Annotated in this window: 14 protein-coding genes; 6 read left to right on the top strand and 8 right to left on the bottom strand. The window is 33.5% G+C overall.

Annotation, left to right across the window (positions count from 1 at the left end; genetic code table 11):
* Nucleotides 1-406 precede the first annotated feature (406 nt).
* Complete coding sequence (locus tag Q9Q97_RS14420; RefSeq protein WP_306158280.1) at nt 407-6700, bottom strand: MG2 domain-containing protein; 6294 nt, start codon at nt 6698-6700, stop codon at nt 407-409.
* A gap of 226 nt (nt 6701-6926) precedes the next feature.
* Here Q9Q97_RS14420 and murC point away from each other — a divergent pair, with 226 nt between their 5' ends.
* From murC to Q9Q97_RS14400, 4 genes are all read left to right on the top strand, one after another.
* Nucleotides 6927-8282: a UDP-N-acetylmuramate--L-alanine ligase gene (murC, locus tag Q9Q97_RS14415; protein WP_306158278.1), complete on the top strand. Its 1356-nt coding sequence runs from the start codon at nt 6927-6929 to the stop codon at nt 8280-8282.
* A 167-nt stretch (nt 8283-8449) separates the two neighbouring features.
* Complete coding sequence (radC, locus tag Q9Q97_RS14410; RefSeq protein WP_306158276.1) at nt 8450-9139, top strand: DNA repair protein RadC; 690 nt, start codon at nt 8450-8452, stop codon at nt 9137-9139.
* A 3-nt stretch (nt 9140-9142) separates the two neighbouring features.
* Nucleotides 9143-9829, top strand: coding sequence for a YjjG family noncanonical pyrimidine nucleotidase (locus Q9Q97_RS14405; RefSeq protein WP_306158274.1), 687 nt, complete (start codon nt 9143-9145; stop codon nt 9827-9829).
* Between the two features lie 2 nt (nt 9830-9831).
* Complete coding sequence (locus tag Q9Q97_RS14400; protein ID WP_306158272.1) at nt 9832-10623, top strand: hypothetical protein; 792 nt, start codon at nt 9832-9834, stop codon at nt 10621-10623.
* Nucleotides 10624-10637: 14 nt separating this feature from the next.
* On the opposite strand, the gene Q9Q97_RS14395 is transcribed toward Q9Q97_RS14400, so the two are convergent.
* Complete coding sequence (locus Q9Q97_RS14395; protein WP_306158270.1) at nt 10638-11915, bottom strand: replication-associated recombination protein A; 1278 nt, start codon at nt 11913-11915, stop codon at nt 10638-10640.
* Between the two features lie 176 nt (nt 11916-12091).
* On the opposite strand from Q9Q97_RS14395, the gene Q9Q97_RS14390 reads away from it, so the two are divergent.
* Nucleotides 12092-12874 (top strand): rhomboid family intramembrane serine protease, encoded by a 783-nt coding sequence (locus tag Q9Q97_RS14390; RefSeq protein WP_306158268.1) that lies wholly within the window; start codon nt 12092-12094, stop codon nt 12872-12874.
* Between the two features lie 48 nt (nt 12875-12922).
* The gene (locus Q9Q97_RS14385; protein WP_306158266.1) at nt 12923-13420 is read left to right on the top strand and encodes a hypothetical protein; all 498 of its coding nucleotides are present in this window, start codon (nt 12923-12925) and stop codon (nt 13418-13420) included.
* Nucleotide 13421: 1 nt separating this feature from the next.
* Here the strand turns inward: Q9Q97_RS14385 and Q9Q97_RS14380 are convergent, their stop codons facing one another.
* From Q9Q97_RS14380 to Q9Q97_RS14355, 6 genes are all read right to left on the bottom strand, one after another.
* A complete protein-coding gene (locus Q9Q97_RS14380; protein ID WP_306158264.1) occupies nt 13422-14225 on the bottom strand; it encodes a DUF2490 domain-containing protein in 804 nt (267 codons plus the stop codon).
* Between the two features lie 51 nt (nt 14226-14276).
* Nucleotides 14277-15011 carry a 23S rRNA (guanosine(2251)-2'-O)-methyltransferase RlmB gene (gene rlmB / locus Q9Q97_RS14375; protein WP_306158262.1) on the bottom strand — a complete coding sequence of 245 codons (735 nt, stop codon included), beginning with the start codon at nt 15009-15011 and terminating at the stop codon, nt 14277-14279.
* Between the two features lie 86 nt (nt 15012-15097).
* A complete protein-coding gene (locus Q9Q97_RS14370) occupies nt 15098-15634 on the bottom strand; it encodes a lipid-binding protein (protein WP_306158261.1) in 537 nt (178 codons plus the stop codon).
* Nucleotides 15635-15649: 15 nt separating this feature from the next.
* The gene (locus Q9Q97_RS14365) at nt 15650-16261 is read right to left on the bottom strand and encodes a DUF5011 domain-containing protein (protein ID WP_306158259.1); all 612 of its coding nucleotides are present in this window, start codon (nt 16259-16261) and stop codon (nt 15650-15652) included.
* A gap of 37 nt (nt 16262-16298) precedes the next feature.
* The gene (locus Q9Q97_RS14360; protein ID WP_306158258.1) at nt 16299-17735 is read right to left on the bottom strand and encodes a SusD/RagB family nutrient-binding outer membrane lipoprotein; all 1437 of its coding nucleotides are present in this window, start codon (nt 17733-17735) and stop codon (nt 16299-16301) included.
* A 16-nt stretch (nt 17736-17751) separates the two neighbouring features.
* Nucleotides 17752-20943, bottom strand: a complete 3192-nt coding sequence (locus Q9Q97_RS14355) for a SusC/RagA family TonB-linked outer membrane protein (RefSeq protein WP_306158256.1) — start codon at nt 20941-20943, stop codon at nt 17752-17754.
* Nucleotides 20944-21208 lie beyond the last annotated feature (265 nt).

Genomic DNA, 21208 nt, shown 5'->3' with positions numbered 1-21208 from the left:
GTCGGGTTTTTTGCGTTTTAAAACGTATCACAGTGTGAGCGATTTTATATTCCGTAGGAATATCTCATCGGTAGAAAAAGAATATTATTGGATGTTTTGTGCCTGTAGGGACACCTGTTTTACGGAAATGAAATGCAATTAATCAAACGTTCCTACGGAACGTAAAATCACAATTCAAATTTTGTTCAACCGATGAGACATTCCTACGGAATGAATAATGGTCGTTAGCTTATATATACAAGCCCGACAGGTTTTTAAAGCCTGTCGGGCTTTTTACGTTTTAAAGCGTATGTCAGGCTGAGCGGAGTCGAAGCCCATTACGCTGAGGCTTCGACTCCGCTCAGCCTGACAAAAAAACAGATCTATTCCTATTTGGAATTTGGAGTTTTTGGTTTGGAATTTATTATCAATTTACCTTCACTCGAATTCCTTTTGTGTGACTTGTAAATTCAGGCGCATACATACTTTCAATTGTTGTAACTCCGTTAGAAAATTCGCCACTGTTATTTACTCTTATATCATATTCTAAAACATAAGTCCCTTTGTTAATTTGATCAAAGAAGAAATGTGTCGCGGCATCTTTTGTGCTTATATAATATCCTAAACGATCTTTGTATTGATATTCAGAAAGTACATTTACAGGTTCAAAACAAGAAGCTCGCATATCTTTTAAATGAATATATTCTACATCTTCTTTAGAAGAAATAACCAATCTCACGGTTACTAAATCTCCAGTTTTTAATGGGTTTTTAGATGTTATTCTTTCTAATTCATTTCCTTTTAAAGAGTTTTTCTTCAGATACAATTCTTTCGAAACAGATAAAACAGCTCCTTTGTTCGTTTTAATTTTATCTAAATCTTCAAAATACTGCCAATAAATGCCTCCAAAGCCTGGAACTTTCGATTTGTTTTGAACGCTTATTGAAGCCATTTCTTTTTTTACTTCATCAGCTTTCCAGTTAAGTTTGATGTAACCTGTTTCGGCTTCTTTTTCGTTTTCGGCTAGTTTTTTGGTGATGATTTTTTCGTCCCCCAATTTTATAACCGTATTGTCTTTTACCGAAAGCCAATCAGTTCCTTGCATCAATAAAGCATAAATAGCTTCGGTTGTAGATTTGGTTGTTGGCCAATTTTTGGTTTGTTTGTTTTTTAATAGCCAGACTTTCATTGCGTCAACAGATTTTTTGTCATTGCTTATTTCGGCGAAAGCCTCAATTAATAAAGCCTGAGTTTCTATCGGCGCCTGATACCAATACCAACCCGATTTGTTGGCAATCCAATACATTCCCCAATCTTCATTATTGGATGAAGTTTCTTTTAAACTTTCGATGATTTTTTTAGCGCTTTCTTTTTCTCCAAAACGATTCAAGGTCAAAGCCGCTAGACCTTTTTCATAAATCGAATAATTCAGCCAATCTTTTTTAGCGATTTCCAAATATACTTTTGTAGCTTTTTTCAAAGTATCAGACAACGGATATTTATTTAAATAAAAACTTCTGGTATACAAATAATGCAAATCAGAATACGGATTAATCCAAATTAATTTATCGGCTGTTTTTAAGTTTTTTGTTCTTGTTTTATGATATTCTAAAAATTTGTCATCTAAGAACGGAATTCCAGTTTTGGCAATTTCGTCGATTTTTGCCGTGTTGGTTTTACTTAGTTTTTCTAAATGACCTAAACCTGCTAAAATATGTCTTGTGATATACTCACTTTCATAATCTCCGCCAAACCACGTAAATCCGCCAGAGGCTTTTTGCTTTTGTTTTAATTTTTCGAAAGCTGCTTCCTGAGAAGTTTTCATTTTATCTAAATCAAATAATAGTTCTAGATTCTTTTTCTTTTCGTCTTCGCTTTGAGCATCTTTTAACCAAGGCGTTTCGGCAAGAATCAATGATTTTAATTCTTCATTTTCTTCCAGTTTAGAAATTGGTTTTCCATTTTTTCTCCAATTTTCAAAAACAGTTGCAATCTTCGGATTACTTGAAATGATTTCAGAAGCCACCGCATTGGCGTAATAACGAGCAAAAGTTTGTTCGGCACATTCGTGTTCGTATTCCATTAAATACGGCAACGACTGAATCGTAATCCAAGTTGGATTTGAAGTATATTCTAATGTAAACTGATGGGTTCTTAAAGTTGTCGAATTATTGTTTTTTAAATTCTCAAACGTATATTCTTTCGTTGAATTCTCACGAACCCAAATCGGAATGCTTTCAGTAACTAGCATATTATTGGTTAAAACTGGAAGAATGCTTTCTTCTCCATCTGAGAAATTACCAGCTTTGGCGACTATTTTATATTGAATGCCTTGCAATCCTTCCGGAATTGCAATTTTCCAATTTGCAGTTGTATTCCCGTAAGCTGAGATCGTAAAGTTTTTAATGTTTTTTGCGTTAAGCATTTTCGCATCAATTGGTTGCATTGTTACAGCATCAAAAAACTGTAGACTTGCAATTCCGGTTTTCGCTTCAGCGGTTACATTTGAGATTTTAGCACTAATTACAATCGTATCTTTTTCTCTAAAGAAACGAGGGAGATTTGGCAAAACCATCAATTCTTTTTGAGTCACAACCCTTTTCTCCAAATAACCCGAAACAGCATCTTTGTTATGCGCCAACAAACGAAGTTTCCAAGCCGTTAAAGCTTCTGGAGAAGTAAAATTGAAACTTATTTTTCCTTTAGAATCTGTTTTTAAATTTGGATAAAAGAAAGCTGTTTCAGAAAGGTTTTTTCTAGCTTTTACTTGTGTTAAAGCTTCAAGAGATTTTTTTGTGGTAATAATAATTACTCCGTTTGAAGCTTTTGCTCCGTAAAGAGCAGTTGCTTTAGCATCTTTTAAAACATCAACCGAAAGAATATCTGCTGGATTTATAGCGTTTACTGCACTTTCTGATGAAATTTCTCCATCGACGACATACAACAACATAGATGTCCCGCCAACGGTTGAGCTTAAGCCTCTAATGACTGGTTTAACAAATTTTACTGAATTAGCTTTTTTATCACTAGATGAATAATTGTAAACAGCGTTGTCTTCCTGAACTTCTTCATTTGGAGCTCCAGCTGGTGGAGGTGCGCTAGCAGCCATGACCGCATGAGCCTCTCCTTTTATCATTTCACTGCCCACTTTTTTATCTTTTAGATCCATTATTGTTACAGCAGCATAGCCATATGTGCTATTAGTAAAATCAAATCCGAACCAGTTTAATTTTGTTTCTTCGTCTCGAAATTTAATTTCTGGCTGTATTTTATTTAAGTTTTTTATGGAAGTATAACTTTTTTCAAAGCCTATTCCAGATCTAAAATTTGCAGTATTGTAACGGTATCTGTCTATAATTAAGTTTTGCCAGTCTTTTTGAGTAAATTGATCTAAAGAGCTGTCGTACATCGACGCCAATACTTCTGCTTCAGCTTTTGCATTAGTGTTTTTTAGTTTAAATGACCATTTTTCATTGCTTCCAGGTTCAATTTTATTTCTAAAACTTTCTACCAATAATTCTAGTTTAGATTCGTCAGATTTTAAAGTGCTTTCTATTTCGTCTACAAAAATTTCATTTTCAAAAACACTTTCAAAGCCTAAACGAACCGATTTTTCAAAATCTTTCTGTAACGGAATTTTGATTGTTATCTGGTTATTTTCTAAATGATACGTGTTTTCAAAGTACCTTTTGTTTTCGTAATTACCGTTTGCCATAATATAAAGCTCTGGAATTACAGAAGATAATTGCACTTCTATAAAACCATCTTTTTTAGGATCGGCATTGATTTGTGTTGCAGTAAATAATTTTCCAGGATCAAATTTGTCTTTACTTTGTTTAATTTGAAAAACGGAAACTGATTCTATCGCATTATCGAATGAATCTTTTGAAGAAAAAACAATTTTATAGTTTCCTGATTTGTAATTTGAAATAAAGTCAAGTGCTAGAGTTTTTTCTTTTTCAGTATCAACTTTTTTAGAAAAGACTAGTACTTCATTTGTTTTTTCTGCAAACTCATTTTGCCTTTGTTCATAAGGAAATAGTCGTTCAAATTCAGATGCTGAAATTGTTTCGATTTCTGGTTTTTCAAAGATTGGATTTTTGAATTTATTCTTAAAAGGGTTCATAAAATACAATTTAATTTCTCCTTTTTTCGCAACAAATTCGCCGTTCAAATTGGTACTCGTAAGCGTGATTTTGTTTTTATTTTTTGTATTAATGCTATTGGGTACAGCAGCATTAAGAATCAAATCATGATAGCCTACTTTTATTATAGTTTCAGAAGAATGTGTTTCGCCGTTAATGTCAGTAATATTTGCATTAATTCTATAATTAAAAACAGGCAATTGTTCTTTTACTGCATTTTTTGAAGGCTGTGCAATAAAATCAATTACAAATTTTCCAGAAGCATCAGTAGTGGTTTCTCCTGTGGCAATAATTTCATTTTGTTCCTGACCGTAATAATTTCTAAAATAACTTAAATAACGAGTAACCGTATACGTAACTTTAGCATCAGAAATGTTGCTTCCTGCAAATGCTTTGGCTGTTCCTTTTATTTTGACAGATTGATTTACTTGATAATTTTCTTTTTTAGCATCAAAATCTACTTTAAATTTTGGACGTTTGTATTCTTCAACGCTAAAATTTGTTATTGAGTTTTCCATTGTTACATTATCCCAAAAAAACGAGTTTCCTTTGGTTATATTTTCGGGTTGCTCAGCTTCAATTTCAAAATAGCCGGTTAAGCCATTTTTTGGTAAAGTAAATTCGCCAGAAAAGGAACCAAATTCATTTGTAGTAACATCAAATTCTTTGATTTTTTGATAATTAGAATCTCTAACGGTAATTTTGAAAGAAGTTTGAGCAACGATACTTGTTTTGTTATTTTGTTTTTGAAAGGCAATACCTTTATAATAAACCGTTTGACCCGGACGATAAATGGCGCGATCCAGATAGAATTCAACTTTTCCGTTTAAAGTTTTATCCTCGTCTTTTTTGTATTGTTCGGCATATCTAACATAATTTTCTTCTGGAATGATGGTGTCATTTTGTAATGAAAATTCGGTTTTATCGCTATATCTGTAATTGTTAGTACCAAAGTAAGTAGCTAAACCGTTTGAATCTGTTTTTAAAGTATAATTTTTTGTTTTTATACTAACATTTTCTAAAGGTTTTCCTGTTTTTCGATCCAGAACCTGAAAGTTTTGTTTGCCATTTTCCTGAAAAGCCAATACACTGAGATTTGAAACCGTAATAGTTTCAAAAGCAAATGCCTTTTGTCCGTCTACTTCAGAATCACTTTCAAAATAAGCTAAGTAGATTCCAGTTTCTAATTTTGGTAAAAGAACCTCGGTAGTATATTCAAAAAAGTCATTTTTGTTTTGAAACTCATATTCTTTTGACGCGATTTTAGTTTTACTTTTTATAAATGCAGTTGATAGACTGTCCGCTTTATATCTTGCGCTTCTTATTTCGTTTAATTTTTTAGAATCTATTTTGTAAAAAGAAATGTTTAGGCGATTTAAGTTTTTATAAGTAATAAAAGCTCTGGTGTTTTCATTACTATAAGTATATTTTTCCATCTGAACCTGCATCGTTTTCCATACAACTTCGCTTTTTGCTTGCTGCGCTTTTTTGGCTGTGTTCGATTGATTGTCCAGTTTTTCAATTTGGTCTAATATTTTTAAAGCATCAATGTTATAAGTCGGATGTAATTCTTTTGAAGCCTGTTCGTGTAAGATTGTCGCTTTTTTGAATAAGATTTTTTGAGTTAATAGTGTATCGTTAGATTTTTGTTCCAATTCATTTAGCACATTCATTAAATCGTCTTTTGAATCAGTCAAAAAGCCACTGATGTAATCAATGCGATTAAAACGATTTTCTAATGATGGATTATTTAATTCTGCTTTTTGGTAAAGTGCCAAAACCTTTCTGAAATTTTCTTCGGCTATAAAGCTCAAATCCAGCTTTAAAAACGCATCGGTGCTTCCTAATAATGTACTCGCTTGCTTGTCAATTTGGCTATTGTCGATTTCCCATCTATGTATTTTTGAGGTAAAAAAGTCAATATTTTCCTTTAGTAAATAGTCATACAAGTTTTCGTTTTTGATTTTTTCCAAAGTCAGAAACTCGAAAATATCCTGATAATTGGTTAAAGGTGTCGTTTTAAGAATGGCTTCATTTTCTAGTGTTTTATTCAAAACAGCGATCACTTCTTTTTCTGAAGTAAATTCAATACTTGCTTCTGCATCTTCAGACGTATCAACTACAACAGTTGTCGTGTCAACAACAGCAATCCCGTCAACAGCTGCAGTGTCTATTGTGGCGGCTGCACTATCGACCATTGCAGCGGCGCTATCTACAGTAATATAAGCTTCTTCGTAGTTAGAATAATGATCGAGACATTTCGCATAAATCAGATTTAAGATGGCTTGTGACGGAATCGAAACGCGGGAAATATCTTTTTTTAGATTCGCTATAATTTTAGTTTTCGAATTTTCGTCAAGAACTTGAAGATATTTTGATTGATAAAAAAAAGATTTTATCATTTGTACTTCGTCTTTTTTTGAAACTGCTTTTTTATAAATCTTAGCAACAGCTTCGTTTGCCGATTTTATTTTGCCTTCACTTTCAAGAGCATTTACTTTTTTCCATTTTTTGTCATTTTGCTGTGCAAAAAGTGCTGTAGAGAATAGCAACAGTACAAATAATATATTTTTCATAAAATAAGTTTTAATCTAAAGATGTTTAAATTTCAAAAAAGGTTGGGAACTGGGTGAAATATTTGCAACTAATTTTCGTACAAAGTACTAATTTATCTCCAAAACCAAATGGGAGATATTATATTTCCTTATTTTTGAAGAATAAAACACAGAATCTACAAAACATAAATAATCAAATGCCAAATTCAAGTTGGAATTTGGGATTTTTAATTTTTTGGAATTTTAAATGAAAACACATTTCATCGCCATTGGCGGAAGCGCTATGCACAACCTAGCATTAGCCTTACACAATAAAGGATATCAAGTTACAGGAAGTGACGATGCTATTTTTGAACCTTCAAAATCAAGATTGGAGAAAAAAGGAATTCTTCCTGCCGAAATGGGATGGTTTCCAGAAAAAATAACTGCCGATATTGATGCAATTATTTTAGGAATGCATGCAAAAGCAGATAATCCGGAATTGTTGAAAGCACAAGAATTGGGACTTAAAATATATTCGTATCCTGAATTTCTATACGAACAGTCTAAAAATAAAACTCGTGTTGTAATTGGTGGTTCGCATGGTAAAACAACGATTACTTCTATGATTCTTCATGTAATGCATTATCATAATATTGCAGTCGATTATATGGTTGGAGCGCAATTGGAAGGTTTTGATACTATGGTGCATTTGACTGAAGAAAATGATTTTATGGTTTTGGAAGGTGATGAATATTTGTCGTCACCAATTGACAGACGTCCTAAATTTCATTTGTATAAGCCAAACATTGCATTGATTTCTGGAATTGCTTGGGATCATATTAATGTTTTTCCAACGTATGAAAATTATGTGGAGCAGTTTGAGATTTTCATCGAAAAAATTACAAATGGAGGTATTTTAGTTTACAACGAAAATGATCCAGAAGTAAAACGTGTTGCTGAAGCAGCAACAAATCCGATTAGAAAAATTGCGTATTCGACTCCAGAATATTCGGTAAATGATGGTGTGACTTTATTAAAAACTCCAGAAGGCGATATGCCGATTGAAGTTTTTGGAGCACACAATTTAAATAATTTGGCTGGGGCCAAATGGATCTGCCAAAATATGGGCGTTGACGAAGAAGATTTCTACGAGGCAATTGCAAGTTTTAAAGGTGCATCTAAACGTTTAGAAAAAATCGCTGAGGGAAAAGGAAAAGTTGCGTATAAAGATTTTGCACATTCTCCAAGTAAAGTTGCTGCAACGACAAAAGCCGTAAAAGAACAATATCCTAATAGAACTTTAGTAGCTTGTTTAGAATTGCATACTTACAGTAGTTTAAATGCAGCATTTTTAAAAGAATACGAAGGTGCTTTAGAATATGCCGATGTTGCGGTTGTATTCTATTCGCCAGATGCGGTAAAAATCAAACAATTGGAAGAAGTGACTTACGATCAGATTGCTACAGCATTCAATAGAAAAGATTTAATTATTTATACAAATCCAACTGAGTTTAAAGAATATTTGTTCAATTTAAATCTTGATAATTCAGCACTTTTATTAATGAGTTCTGGAAATTACGGAGGTTTGAATTTTGATGATGTGAAAGGGTTGGTTAATTAGATAATTAGTCCATTTGAAAATTAGATAATGTGCCAATTGTTATGCAATTGGCATTTTTATTTATAGGTGTTGGCAATTATCTAATTGATAAATTTTCTAATTACTTAATTATTAATTGAAAGATTTTTCTTAATTTTTATATCTTCGCTCTCGAAAATTTATTAAGTATGGAAAAATCTCATTTCGCTATAAAAGACTGGTCAGAAGATGATAAGCCTCGCGAAAAATTAATGCATAAAGGAAAAGATGCCTTAAGCGATGCCGAATTATTAGCGATTTTAATTGGTTCCGGAAGCCGTAATGAATCTGCGGTTGCATTGAGCCAACGGATTTTAGCTAATGTTGGAGGACTTAATTCTTTATCGAAATTGTCAACAGGGCAATTGATGAAATTTAAGGGAATAGGAGAGGCAAAGGCCGTTACAATTGTCGCCGCTCTTGAATTGTCGATTAGAAGAAGATCGGGAAAAATGGAGGAAACAGTGAAAATAACTTCCAGTAAAATGGTTTTTAAAGTTATGCAACCTTTAATTGGTGAATTATCTCACGAAGAATTTTGGGTGCTTTTTCTTAATAATTCTAATAATGTAATTTCTAAGGCACAATTGAGTAAAGGTGGAATTGCAGGTACAACTGTTGATATCAGGTTGATTTTTAAATTGGCATTTGAGAAATGTGCTACTGGCTTGATTTTGTGCCATAATCATCCTTCCGGAAGTTTGATTCCAAGTGATGCTGATAAACAGATTACCAAAAAGATTCGTGAAGCAGGAGAGAAGTTAGATGTTAAAGTTTTAGACCATTTGATTATTACTGAATCAAAATATTATAGTTTTGTAGATGAAGGAAACTTTTAATCCATGAATACCAATATTACCGACATCTTTTTTGATTTAGATCATACGCTTTGGGATTTTGATAAAAATTCAGAAATGGCTTTTGATCGTATTTTTAAAAGTAAATACCAAGAAATCATTACCCAAGATTTTATTAAAGAATATATTCCGATCAATCAAGAATGCTGGAGATTGTATCAGAATGACAAAATTACACATCAAGAATTGCGTTATAATCGTTTGAGGTATTCTTTTGATGCTTTGAATTATGTAATTTCGGAAGAAAGTATTTTGGAAATTGCCAATGATTATATCGAATTTCTAACCGACAATAATTATCTTTTTGACGGAGCGATTGAAGTCCTGGAATATTTAAAGCCAAAATATAATCTTCACATTATAACAAACGGATTTGCTCATGTGCAGGATAAGAAAATTAATAACGCTTCGCTTGGAGGTTATTTCAGCACAATCACAAATTCAGAATTAGCTGGGGTTAAAAAACCAAATAGTATTATATTTGATTATGCATTAAAGCTGGCCAATACTTCAAAAGAGTATAGTATCATGATTGGAGACGATTTTGAAGCTGATGTAAACGGAGCTTTAAATGCGGGACTAGATGCAATCTTTTTTAATGAGAAAAAATTAGATGTTTCTGGAGATTATAAACAAATTAACCATTTATTAGAACTAAAAAAATATTTATAGAGATGAGAATTAAACTTTTACTTACTGCCATTTTATGTTCAGTTGCTGGATTCGCACAGTCTGTTAATGATTACAAAGCTGTAATTGTACCTTTGAGATATGATTTTATAAAAACAGACAATCAATATCGTTTGTCGACATTAACAAAGTCAAATTTATTAAAAGCGGGTTTTGAAGCTTATTACACCAATGAACAATTGCCAGACGCACTTACAGATCGTTGCCACGTTTTATACGCAGATGTAAAAAAAGACAATGCATTTTTGGTAACTAAACTTTTTGTAGAATTAAAAGATTGTTATGGACAACTTGTTTATACATCTGAAATAGGTAAAAGTAGAGAAAAAGATTATGATGTTGCCTATAGAGAAGCTTTAGATGATGCTTTTAAATCAATTTATGCATTGCATTATAAATACAGTGGTACACCTGCAACATCGGCTAAAGCACCAGTTGCACAAAAGCGTACTGCTGAAACTTTAGCAGCGGCTAGTTCTGTTGCTCCTGCTGCAGCGGCAATAAAAGTTGCGCCAGCAAATACAGTATCTGCTCCTGCAATAGATTTAAAAGACCCAAATTTATTGTATGCTCAGCCAACAGAATCTGGCTATCAATTGATTGATAAAACTCCAAAAGTAGTTATGAAGCTTTTCAAAACTTCACAAGCAAATGTTTACATCGCTACCAAAGATAATGTTCAAGGTTCTTTAATCTTAAAAGAAGATGGACAGTGGTATTTTGAATCTATTCAAAATGATAAATTGGTTTCAGAAAAAGTTGTAGTTAAATTTTAAATATAAAATACGGTTTAATAACCGTATTTATCTTTCCAGCGGTTCTTTAAAAATTCGCGGGTACTGTTCTCTCTAGAATTGTTTCCGGGATTGTAAAGAACCGTTTTTTTTATGGCATCTGGCAAGAACTCTTGTTCGGCAAAATTATTGGCATAATCGTGCGAATATTTGTATTCGTCTCCATAACCTAATTCCTTCATTAATTTGGTAGGCGCATTTCGCAAATGAAGGGGAACAGGCAAATCGCCCGTTTGTTTAACCAATTGCTGTGCAGTTCCAATTGCCATGTATGACGCATTACTCTTTGGAGAAGTCGCTAAATAAATTGCACATTGGCTCAATATAATCCGACTTTCTGGATATCCGATAGTGGTAACAGCCTGAAATGTGTTATTGGCCATTATAAGTGCTGTTGGGTTGGCATTGCCAATATCTTCGCTTGCGAGGATAAGCATTCTTCGAGCAATAAATTTTACATCTTCGCCACCTTCGATCATTCTGGCCAGCCAGTAAACGGCTCCGTTAGGATCACTGCCTCGAATAGATTTGATAAATGCAGAAACAATATCATAATGCTGTTCGCCAGTTTTGTCATAAAGAACAGTATTCTGCTGTACCAATTCTAAAACGCGATCATTAGTTATAGTAATGTCATCTCCTGCAGAAGCATTAATAACAAGTTCAAATACATTTAAGAGTTTTCTTCCGTCACCTCCTGAAATACGCAATAAAGCTTCTGTTTCTTTTAAATTTATTTTTTTTGTCAATAAATAGGTGTCAGTTTTCATTGCGCGCTCTAATAGAGCTTCTAGATCGGCTTTTGTAAAAGCATTTAGTATGTAAACCTGGCAACGTGACAATAATGCAGGAATCACCTCAAAACTTGGGTTTTCGGTTGTGGCTCCCACTAAAGTTATCCAACCTTTTTCGACTGCAGCCAAAAGTGAATCTTGCTGTGATTTACTAAACCTGTGAATCTCATCAATAAATAGAATAGGATTTTTAGCAGTAAAAAGTCCGCCGCTTTGTTTTGCTTTTTCAATAACATCGCGAATATCTTTTACGCCAGAATTTATGGCACTCAAAATATAAAAAGGTCTTTTTGATTCTTGCGCAATAATTTGTGCCAATGTAGTTTTTCCTGTACCAGGAGGCCCCCAGAAAATTAGAGAAGGAATTATTCCTTTTGAAATTTGCTGTGTTAAAGAACCAGTTGGTCCAACCAAATGGTGCTGGCTTATATAATCTTCTAATTTCTGCGGACGAATACGCTCTGCTAAAGGTGCTTCCATAATTACAAAATTACTATTTTAAGATTTAAATTTCATTCATTCAAAAGTTAAAACACTTCAAAGAGAGAAGGATTGTTCCAATTTGAGACAATTTTTTATTCTCTGATATGACAAATTATCAGTAAAATATTTTTGGATAGTTTTTTGAGTTCAATTAAATGTTATTTTCGAAAAATATGAGCGATACTAATTTTAAGTTTTCAAATTCGGTAATTGGACTGCCGTTATTTTTTGTCCTTTTTTTATGGATAATATATTGGATTCAGATTCGCTTTGATTTTGATTTTTATCGATACGGGATTTATCCTAGAGATTTTGTAGGATTGCAAGGTGTTTTGTTCAGCCCATTTATTCATGAGAATTTAGATCATTTATACAACAATAGTATTCCGCTTTTAATATTATTGGCGGCTATGCAGTTTTTTTATCCAAAACAGACTTTTGGCGTTATTGGTTACGGCATTATATTTTCAGGATTAATTACGTGGGTGGTCGGAAGAGAGAATTTTCATATTGGTGCCAGCGGATTAATTTATGTTCTGGTGAGTTTTATTTTTTTTAAAGGAATTCAAACTAAATATTACAGACTAGTAGCTTTATCTTTAACTGTAATTTTGCTTTATGGCGGAATGATTTGGTATGTTTTTCCAGATGTAGATCAATCTATTTCTTGGGAAGGGCATTTAGCGGGACTCATTACAGGTTTTGTTTTGACTTTATTTTATAAAGCTCCCGAATATGCAAAACCCATTGTTTACGATTGGCAACGACCAGATTTTCATGCTAGCAATGATCCTTTTATGAAGCATTTTGACGAGAATGGAAATTTTGTTCCTATTTCATATGAAGATGAAGAGGAGCAGATTGAGTATTTTTCAGCAAGTCATCCCGTAAATTATATCTTAGTCAAAAAAGCAGATTCAAGTGAAGAAACGGATCAAGAATTGCCTTTAAAATAAAAAGAGTAAATTTGTTATACTAACAATTTAATTTTGAGCATTATGAAAATGAAGTTTTTAATTTTATTCTTTTGTTTTGTTTATAATTCAAAAGGCATTGCTCAATGTGAAATAAAAAATAGAGTGCAGGCAGACGGAAGTATGATGTACTATTTTGAACCTGCAGTTTTTTATTCTACAAAATCAAAATCGTTGAAAATTAATATTGTTACCGACAAAGAACATTATTTTGTTGCTTTACAGCCCACACCGTTTCCAGAAAAGAAAGAAGGAAAAAAAATTAAAGATGATTTAGTTATTCATCTCGCAGATAATAATACTTATAAACTGGCTCATTACGATACACAATATCAGCGTAACGATTCTATAATGCAGGTTCTTTATCTAATTGATGTTAAAGACATCGATGCCTTTTCTAATTATGAAGCTGTCAGCGCAGAAATCAATATGCAAGGCACTGAATTTGTGAGGAGCTATAACTTTAAGCTTTATAAAAAAGCCATTTTAGAACAGCTCAAGTGTTTTTTAAAGAAAGACGAAAATTAATTTACTCTTCGTCTTTTGCTTCGGGATGTTTTTTGTCTTGGATTTTCTTTTGAAGATTTCGAAAAAGATTATTGAAAGATATGGTAAGCGAAGCTGCATTTGTGGTTTGATTCCCACTGTTTCTCGGAAGATATTCATTGCAATAAGTTAATTCAACTTGAAAGTCATCTGTAAACAAATAACCAGCGCCAACATTTAACCGATTTCTATCAAAGAAACTCTCACCCGTAACTTTTGCTCCAGACTTGAAATAAAGCTCGTCAGATGCAATTGCATATACAACACCGGCTCTTAAAAATTTACTGTTAATTGGCTGTATATATTTAATCTGCTGACGATATCTAAAGACATTTTCAAATTCATCATCTCCATTTTTAATATGACGAAATTCAGTACGCATTCTTGTACTCAAAGTATAGCCTGTTTTATGAAAGTAATAAGTGCCTTGAAGAGCAAAACGCCATTCGGGAGATTCGAACTGGCCAATTTCGGGAACATCTTTGTTATTGTAATAGGCGGCAAAAGCTGAAAATTTCCATCTTGGAGAAAAGTAATAATGCCCCCAAGCTCTTAAAGATCTCTGAGTAGTATTTTCGAATAAATTTGGTGAAGATTCTTTACTGCTGTAAGCTGTTGCGACATCTATTTCAGTTGCCCATTTTTTATTTATGCTTTGGTTAAACTGAAATTCATTCCAAAACTGATTATACGTAGTGTTTTGTCCGTAGCTGTTTGTAATTAGTAAAACTACAAACAGGCAACGGAATAATGTAATTTTTAGATTTGAATTAGATTTTGAAAGCATTAATTAAAGGTATTTAATTATTTCATTCGCATCTTAATCTCAATGTGTTTTTTAGGATCTTTGTCGAACAGCTTCGTATAAAAAGGCGCCACAGGCAACCGATACATTTAAAGATCCAATTGAACCAAACATCGGCAGTTTTGCTTTTTCGTCTACTATTTTTAAAACTGACGGATTGATTCCTCGATCTTCAGATCCCATAATAATAGCTAAAGGTTCTGATAATGATATATCGTATATGTTTTGATCTGTTTTTTCAGTTGCAGCTACTGTTTTAATTCCAGAACCTTGCAAGTAAAAAATAGCATCTTTGATATGCTCAACTTTGCAAATAGGCACATTGAATACCGCACCGGCAGAAGTTTTAACAGTATCTCCATTTACAGGAGCAGAACCAGCTTTTTGAACAATTATTCCATTTACGCCAGTACATTCAGCTGTTCTAATAATAGCACCAAAGTTCCTAGCATCTGATATCTGGTCTAAGATAAGAAAAAGAGGTTTTTTACCCGACTCAACTGTAGATTCAACCAAATGTTCTAAATCCATAAAACCAATAGGAGAGATGGTTGCTACTGCACCTTGGTGATTGTTTGGTGTAAGTCGGTTTAGTTTTTCTACAGGAACATACGAGAAGTTAACGTTTGCACGTTTCATCACTTTCATTAAATCTTTCATAAGTTCACCAGAAATATCTTTCTGTATGAAGACTTTATCTACTTCTTTTCCTGCCTGAATTGCTTCTATAATGGCTCTAATGCCAAATATTTGATGTTCTTTTTCCATTGGACAAATATAGGTAATATGTTTCTATAAAAAAACCGCCCTGTTAATACAGGGCGGTCTTAATATTACTATACTTAAATTAAGTATTAGTGTTCGTCTTCTAGGAAACCAGTTCTTTTGTAACCTCTTATTTCATAGACAGTTCCAGCGTCTGTGTCATCTGAGAATACAGCTTTAAAAGAGATTCCGTCCGTAGTATTGCCTCCAGAAGTTTTAGTGTCGTTTTTAGTGATTTTTCCTTCTGTGATGGTTACATTAACATCATAAGTTTCAATCTCTGGTGTTGAAGCAACATCGTGTACAATACTACTAGGTAAATTATTTCCTGCAAATGATAGTGTACCAATAGTTACTGGTGTTTTAACTTTAAAATCCCAAACGTGACCATGGTCATCAATCCAGAATTCTTTTCCGTCGTTTGCTGCTGTATTGTATGTAGAAATAAGAGCATAATCAGCTACTACTTTTCCGTCAACCAATGTTTGAACATACCAGTCTCCTGCCATTGATTCAGTTGATGTTCCTCCTGGATCAGTATCTCCTACCTCGTCACAAGATGCAAATGAAGTAAGTACAAATACTGCTGCAAGTAAACGTGTTATATTTTGTTTTAATTTTTTCATTTTAATATTTTTTAATTAACGTTTAAATATTCTCTCAGCCGTACCAAATACTGATGAGGCATAGATAACCCATTTCCAGTTGTTTTTATCTGTGATGGTTCCAATGTTGCTTTCTGCAGAAATTCCTGATTTAGAAGCATTTTCAGTATAAGGAGCGTAGATTTGTTTGTCGTCTATGTTATAGAATTCCATGGTAAGATTGTCATTTGCAACGTTATAACCTGTTGCATTATCACAAACATACTTTCTGTCGGCTAATTTTGTAACGTTATTGACATTCGCACCTCTAACAAATGAACCTTCTAAATTGATTGTACTTGGTTTGTTGCTTAACACTACAACTGTACGTGTTACAGTAGCAGGAAATCCATCACTGTTTATAGCAGAGTAGTTAAGTTTGTAAACAGTTGGTTTACTCGTGTCTACTGAACCACTAATTTTTACCTCTAGAGGTTGACCATTTGCTTCAGCATCAACACCTTCTTCAGTGTAAGTTTCTCCTTGTGTTAATACAACAAGTGCATCTCCATGCATTGTTAAATTTGCATAGTAAGTAACTTCCGAAACATTCGCTGTTGAATCACCATCACAAGCAGTAAATAATAATCCCGAAACAAGGACTACCATTAATTGTATAAATATTTTTTTCATGATCTAATTTTTATTAGTTAACGTCCCACCAAACTTTGTCAGTGATTAGTTTTGCAGCTGGCGCATTAGGGTTTCTTGTTGATACAGTGTTTGGTAAAACAATTCTTCGAGGGAACACATTACCAGTTTTAGTTTCAACTGCAATTGCCAATTGTCCAGGAATATATGCTTCGCTTGATTGTTTAACAGCAGATTCTCTTGGGAACCCTGTTCTGTTTTGCTCTAAGAAAGATTCGTAACCATTTCCAGGGAAACTTGCAATCCATTTTTGAGTAATGATAGCTTCAATTTGAGCATCAACTCCTGTAGCAGGGAATGCGTATGCACCACTTAAGAAAGCTGCGGCCGTTGCTTCAGTTTGTCCAAATCTTACTAAAGCAGCAGTTACACCAGCATCATACTTAGCTTTTGCACCAGCACCGCCGTAATATCTTGTAAGAGCCTCAGCTTGTAAAAAGTTGCTTTCTTCTTTGCTAATAAAGAATACAGGTGTTAATGGGCTTAATTGAACTAAAGATAAGTTTGGAACTGTAGTGTTGTTCCAGTCACCTTGATTGTTAGGGTTTCCAGGTTGTGCATAATATTTAGCTAAACGTGGATCTGCGTTAAGAGATAAGTAAGAAAACATAGTTTTACTAGCTCTTAAGTTCAAAGTAGTGTTCAATTGTCTTCTGTCAGACTCATAAAGAGGGTTACTTCTATCAGCAGCATCTTCAAATTGAGTCATTGCAGCATCTACGTCTAAAAATTCTGCACCAGAATTAATTAAAGTAGTGATTCCAGACTGAGCAAGAGTAGGATTAACTGCAGTTAATCTCATGTGTAATTTTAATAATAAAGTATTTCCAAATTTAGTCCATTTTGACATGTCACCGTTGAAAATAAAGTCATCTTTACCTGGTTTATCACCTACAGATGAACTTTGATCTTTAGATAAAGCTAATTTCAGATCAGCAATCATTAAGTCGTAAGTTTCTTTTCCTGTATTAAATTTAGGCTGTAAAATATTTACATTGTTAGCCTCTGTATAAGGAATATCATCATATAAGTCAGTTAAAACTTGAGAGCCTTCAACCTCAAGAACAGTAGCTATTAAGTAATAGTTCCAGTTTCCTTCTTTTTCAGCTTGAGCTTTTACAGTTCTAATATCGTTTAAAGCATCGTACATTGCAGTATACGCTGCAGCGTAATTGTTTGCTCCAATACTGTAGCTATCAATATCTCGGTACTGGTTAGAAGTTGGGTTTTGTGTCCAAAATTGAGACCAGAAACCACCAATTATAGCATAGTATGATCCTTGTGCACCTGCAAGACCTGCTATACCAGCAGGAAGTATTGTGCTATTTGCTTGTCCAGGAGGCAATGCATCCGGGTCTCTATTAATGTCAAATGTTTCATCACATGACACTAGTAAGAAAAGAGCTGTTATTAATGTTGCTATCTTTTTCATTTTATTATATTTTTTTTTAGAATGATAATTTTAAAACTCCACCTACTGATCTTTGAGATGGGTTAGCTCCAAACTCTCCTAATTCTGATAGTACACCAGTACCGAAAGTACTTACCTCTGGGTCAACATAAGGGTTGTCACCTGGAGTCCACATAAATAAGTTTCTTCCGTAGATACCCACTGTAATTTTGTTTAACCCCATGTTTTTACTAAGTGAAGATGGGAAATCATAGTTTAAATTTATCTCTCTTAATCTTACAAAACTTTTATCTACAATATGTGTATTTTCAATTGCTAAGTTACTTTGAGTGTTGTAGTAGTTAGCAACATTTTCAAATGATACTGCTGTAGTGTTTTCTACATATGATACAGATCCATCAGGCGCAACAATTTCGTTAACAGAATTTGGTACGATAAAAGGAGCTCTGTCGTTGTAAGCTGTTTCAATACCATTCCCTACGAAATGAGCCAATCTTTTTGTGTATGAATACATTTCTCCACCTTGTTTCCAGTCTAAAGATACACCTAAGTTGAAGTTTTTGTATTTAAATGTGTTTTGTAATCCCATAACGAAATCACGTTGTGCATTTCCAATTCTTTGAACTTGTGTTGTGTTAACATCGATACCAGTTGTAGCGCTTACAATTGGCTGTCCAGTTGGAGTAGTTTTTGTTACTAATGAATAGTATGAACCGATTGGCTGTCCTTTTTCTGCTGAGAAAGTAACACCGTATGCTGTTGCTAAATCAATTCTATCAAAACCGTCAGCTAATTTAGTAACTTCGTTAAGGTTTTTAGTGAATGTGTAAGTTAAGCTCCAAGTAAAATCTTGGTTTTTAATTGGACTTGCAGTAACAGAAAGCTCAATACCTTTGTTTACAATATCTCCAGCGTTGATTGATTTTTGTGTAAAACCAGTAGATGGATCTAATGGTAAGTTAACGATTAAGTCAGATGTTGTTTTGTGGTACAAAGCGATATCATAACTAATTCTGTTTTTGAAGAATGATCCTTCAGCACCAACTTCATACTCTACAGTACTTTCTGGTTTTAATTCAGAGTTCCCTAATCTTCCAGAAGCTTCATAGAAACTAACTCCTCCAATTGGAGATGCGATAATTCCAAAGTTAGCAGCAGCAGATCCTGAAACGTATGAGTTTTCAGTAGCATATGGGTTAGTGTCATTTGCAATTTTAGAAGCAGCACCTCTTAATTTTAAGAAAGTGTTTCCGTTGTCGATTACAATAGCACCTAAAGATAATGCTGGGTAGAAATATGCATTGTTACCAATTGGTAATGTAGATGTAACATCTTCTCTACCTGTAATTGTAGCAAAATATCTGTTTTTGAAAGCAAATTCCGCAGATGCGTAAACAGCACCAGTTTTTCTCAAAGTATTAGTTTGAGTAAGAACAGGTCTAACAGCAGAGTTAGATAACTCGTAGTATCCTGGTATTCCTAAGTTAGTGATTGAAGCGATCAATCTGTCACTTTCTCTTCTGTTGTAGTTAAATCCTCCTAAAAGGTTTAATGTCCAGTCTTCACCTAAATTTGTGTTGTAGTTTAAGTTGAAGAAAGTATCAAATTCAGAAAATTCAGATCTTGATTCTGTAACACCACCAACAGTTAAGCTTCCAGCAATATCTTGTGGACTTCCTGGTAAGTAGTTTACGATAGCTCCATGACTTTTTAATCTTTCAGTTCTAAAGTTACCTCCAACTTGCCATGAAGCAGTTAATTTGTCAGTAATTTTATAGCTTAAGTTAGCATTTCCAAAAATGTTATTTCCGTAAATTTTAGTGCTATTTTCGTTAACAGTAAAATATGGATTTGAAGCGTAAGGAGTGAAATAGTAAGAAGGAGAGTTGAATGGATTATTTTTATAATCTTTCAAGTCTACAATACTAATGTCAGTAGGGATTTGTAATAAATCTTGCTGTAATGTAGAACCTTCTCCAGCGTCATCACCTTGACCTGTGTTTACAACACTTTGATCTTTGTAGATATAGTTTAAAGATGTTCTTAAAGTAAATCTTTTACCTTTTAAACCTCCATTGAATCCAATAGATTGTTTTTTGTATAAATCTGCATCAGTTGGAACAACTCCATCACTGTTTACATTAGAGAAGATTAAAGAGAAATCTGAAGTATCTCCACCACCACTAAGGTTTACAGATTGTGTAGATAAAATACCAGTATTGTAGAAATCTCTAACGTTATCTTTTAAACCTACATAAGGTTTAATTTGTTGGCTGTTTTCGTAAACAGTTCCCCATGGTCTAACTTGTCCGTTGAAGGCAGGTCCCCAAGAACCATTTTCGTTACTCGGTCCGTTTCCTGTATATCCAGCTCCATTCCATCCTTGACCAAATTGGTTTTGTAAATGAGGAACTCTTGCAACTTCACTTAATTCAGTTGAAGCTAACATGTCTACTTTAATACCTGAGTTTGCTTTTCCTTTTTTAGTTGTAATGATGATTACACCACCTCCAGCTCTTGAACCGTATAACGCAGAAGCAGCAGCTCCTTTAAGTACAGTCATGCTTTCGATGTTGTTTGGATCAAGATCACTAATACCATTACCTGAATCATATGATCTAGTTGAAGTAGCAACTCCACTATTACCTGTACCAGTCGAAGTGTTGTTGATTGGAGATCCATCAACAATGTAAAGAGGTCCTGAGTTACCTGTAATTGTATTCAAACCACGAATGATCACTTTTGTAGCAGCTCCTGGTTGTGATGGTGCAGTGATGTCCACCCCAGCAATTTTACCAGAAAGAGTTTCAAAAGGGTTAGTGTTAACTACCTGAGTTATAGCGTCTGATTTTAAAGTTGTAGTTGCGTAACCAAGAGATTTTTTCTCTCTTTTAATACCAAAGGCAGTTACAACTACACCTTCAAGTTCTTGTGCTCCTGCATCTGCCATTTTTACATTTACAGTAGAAGAACTTGCTGCTACTTCCTGAGTTTTCATCCCAATGTAGCTAAATACCAAAATTTGGCTTGGTGATACTTTGATCGAAAATTTACCATCAAAGTCAGTTTGTGTTCCTGTTTTAGTTCCTTTAACTAATACACTAACACCCGGTAAAGGCATTCCTGCATTGTCAGAAACTGTTCCAGAAACAGCTCTTTCTTGCGCAAATGATAGTTGCGCAACTAGTACTAATAAAAGCACTAAGAATCCATTGAACTTTAGTTTCATTTTTAAATATTTTGAATTAGTATCGCAAAACTCTTAATAATTTGTTAACTTTCCTAATATATAAAGCTTTTTTTTTAGTTAAATTATGATTTTACAATAGGATATTGTTTTTTTATAGTTAAATAAACCGTTCAGATTTAATATTCTCAGTTTATTGCTCTAATTATGATAATAATGAAATATATTCTATTTAAGATAAATGTTAAATTTTATAGTGAATGCTAGAAAATTGCCTTTTTTTATAACTTTTATACAGAAAAAGCCA

Source organism: Flavobacterium sp. DG2-3, from assembly GCF_030730925.1.
Classification (GTDB): Bacteria; Bacteroidota; Bacteroidia; order Flavobacteriales; family Flavobacteriaceae; genus Flavobacterium.
This window is presented reverse-complemented; position numbering and strand designations above follow the sequence as displayed.

What these genes read in the sequence shown, in the direction of transcription:
- Q9Q97_RS14420 (WP_306158280.1), bottom strand. Translation starts at nt 6,700, where the DNA reads ATGAAAAATATATTATTTGTACTGTTGCTATTCTCTACAGCACTTTTT.
- murC (WP_306158278.1), top strand. Translation starts at nt 6,927, where the DNA reads ATGAAAACACATTTCATCGCCATTGGCGGAAGCGCTATGCACAACCTA.
- radC (WP_306158276.1), top strand. Translation starts at nt 8,450, where the DNA reads ATGGAAAAATCTCATTTCGCTATAAAAGACTGGTCAGAAGATGATAAG.
- Q9Q97_RS14405 (WP_306158274.1), top strand. Translation starts at nt 9,143, where the DNA reads ATGAATACCAATATTACCGACATCTTTTTTGATTTAGATCATACGCTT.
- Q9Q97_RS14400 (WP_306158272.1), top strand. Translation starts at nt 9,832, where the DNA reads ATGAGAATTAAACTTTTACTTACTGCCATTTTATGTTCAGTTGCTGGA.
- Q9Q97_RS14395 (WP_306158270.1), bottom strand. Translation starts at nt 11,915, where the DNA reads ATGGAAGCACCTTTAGCAGAGCGTATTCGTCCGCAGAAATTAGAAGAT.
- Q9Q97_RS14390 (WP_306158268.1), top strand. Translation starts at nt 12,092, where the DNA reads ATGAGCGATACTAATTTTAAGTTTTCAAATTCGGTAATTGGACTGCCG.
- Q9Q97_RS14385 (WP_306158266.1), top strand. Translation starts at nt 12,923, where the DNA reads ATGAAGTTTTTAATTTTATTCTTTTGTTTTGTTTATAATTCAAAAGGC.
- Q9Q97_RS14380 (WP_306158264.1), bottom strand. Translation starts at nt 14,225, where the DNA reads ATGCTTTCAAAATCTAATTCAAATCTAAAAATTACATTATTCCGTTGC.
- rlmB (WP_306158262.1), bottom strand. Translation starts at nt 15,011, where the DNA reads ATGGAAAAAGAACATCAAATATTTGGCATTAGAGCCATTATAGAAGCA.
- Q9Q97_RS14370 (WP_306158261.1), bottom strand. Translation starts at nt 15,634, where the DNA reads ATGAAAAAATTAAAACAAAATATAACACGTTTACTTGCAGCAGTATTT.
- Q9Q97_RS14365 (WP_306158259.1), bottom strand. Translation starts at nt 16,261, where the DNA reads ATGGTAGTCCTTGTTTCGGGATTATTATTTACTGCTTGTGATGGTGAT.
- Q9Q97_RS14360 (WP_306158258.1), bottom strand. Translation starts at nt 17,735, where the DNA reads ATGAAAAAGATAGCAACATTAATAACAGCTCTTTTCTTACTAGTGTCA.
- Q9Q97_RS14355 (WP_306158256.1), bottom strand. Translation starts at nt 20,943, where the DNA reads ATGAAACTAAAGTTCAATGGATTCTTAGTGCTTTTATTAGTACTAGTT.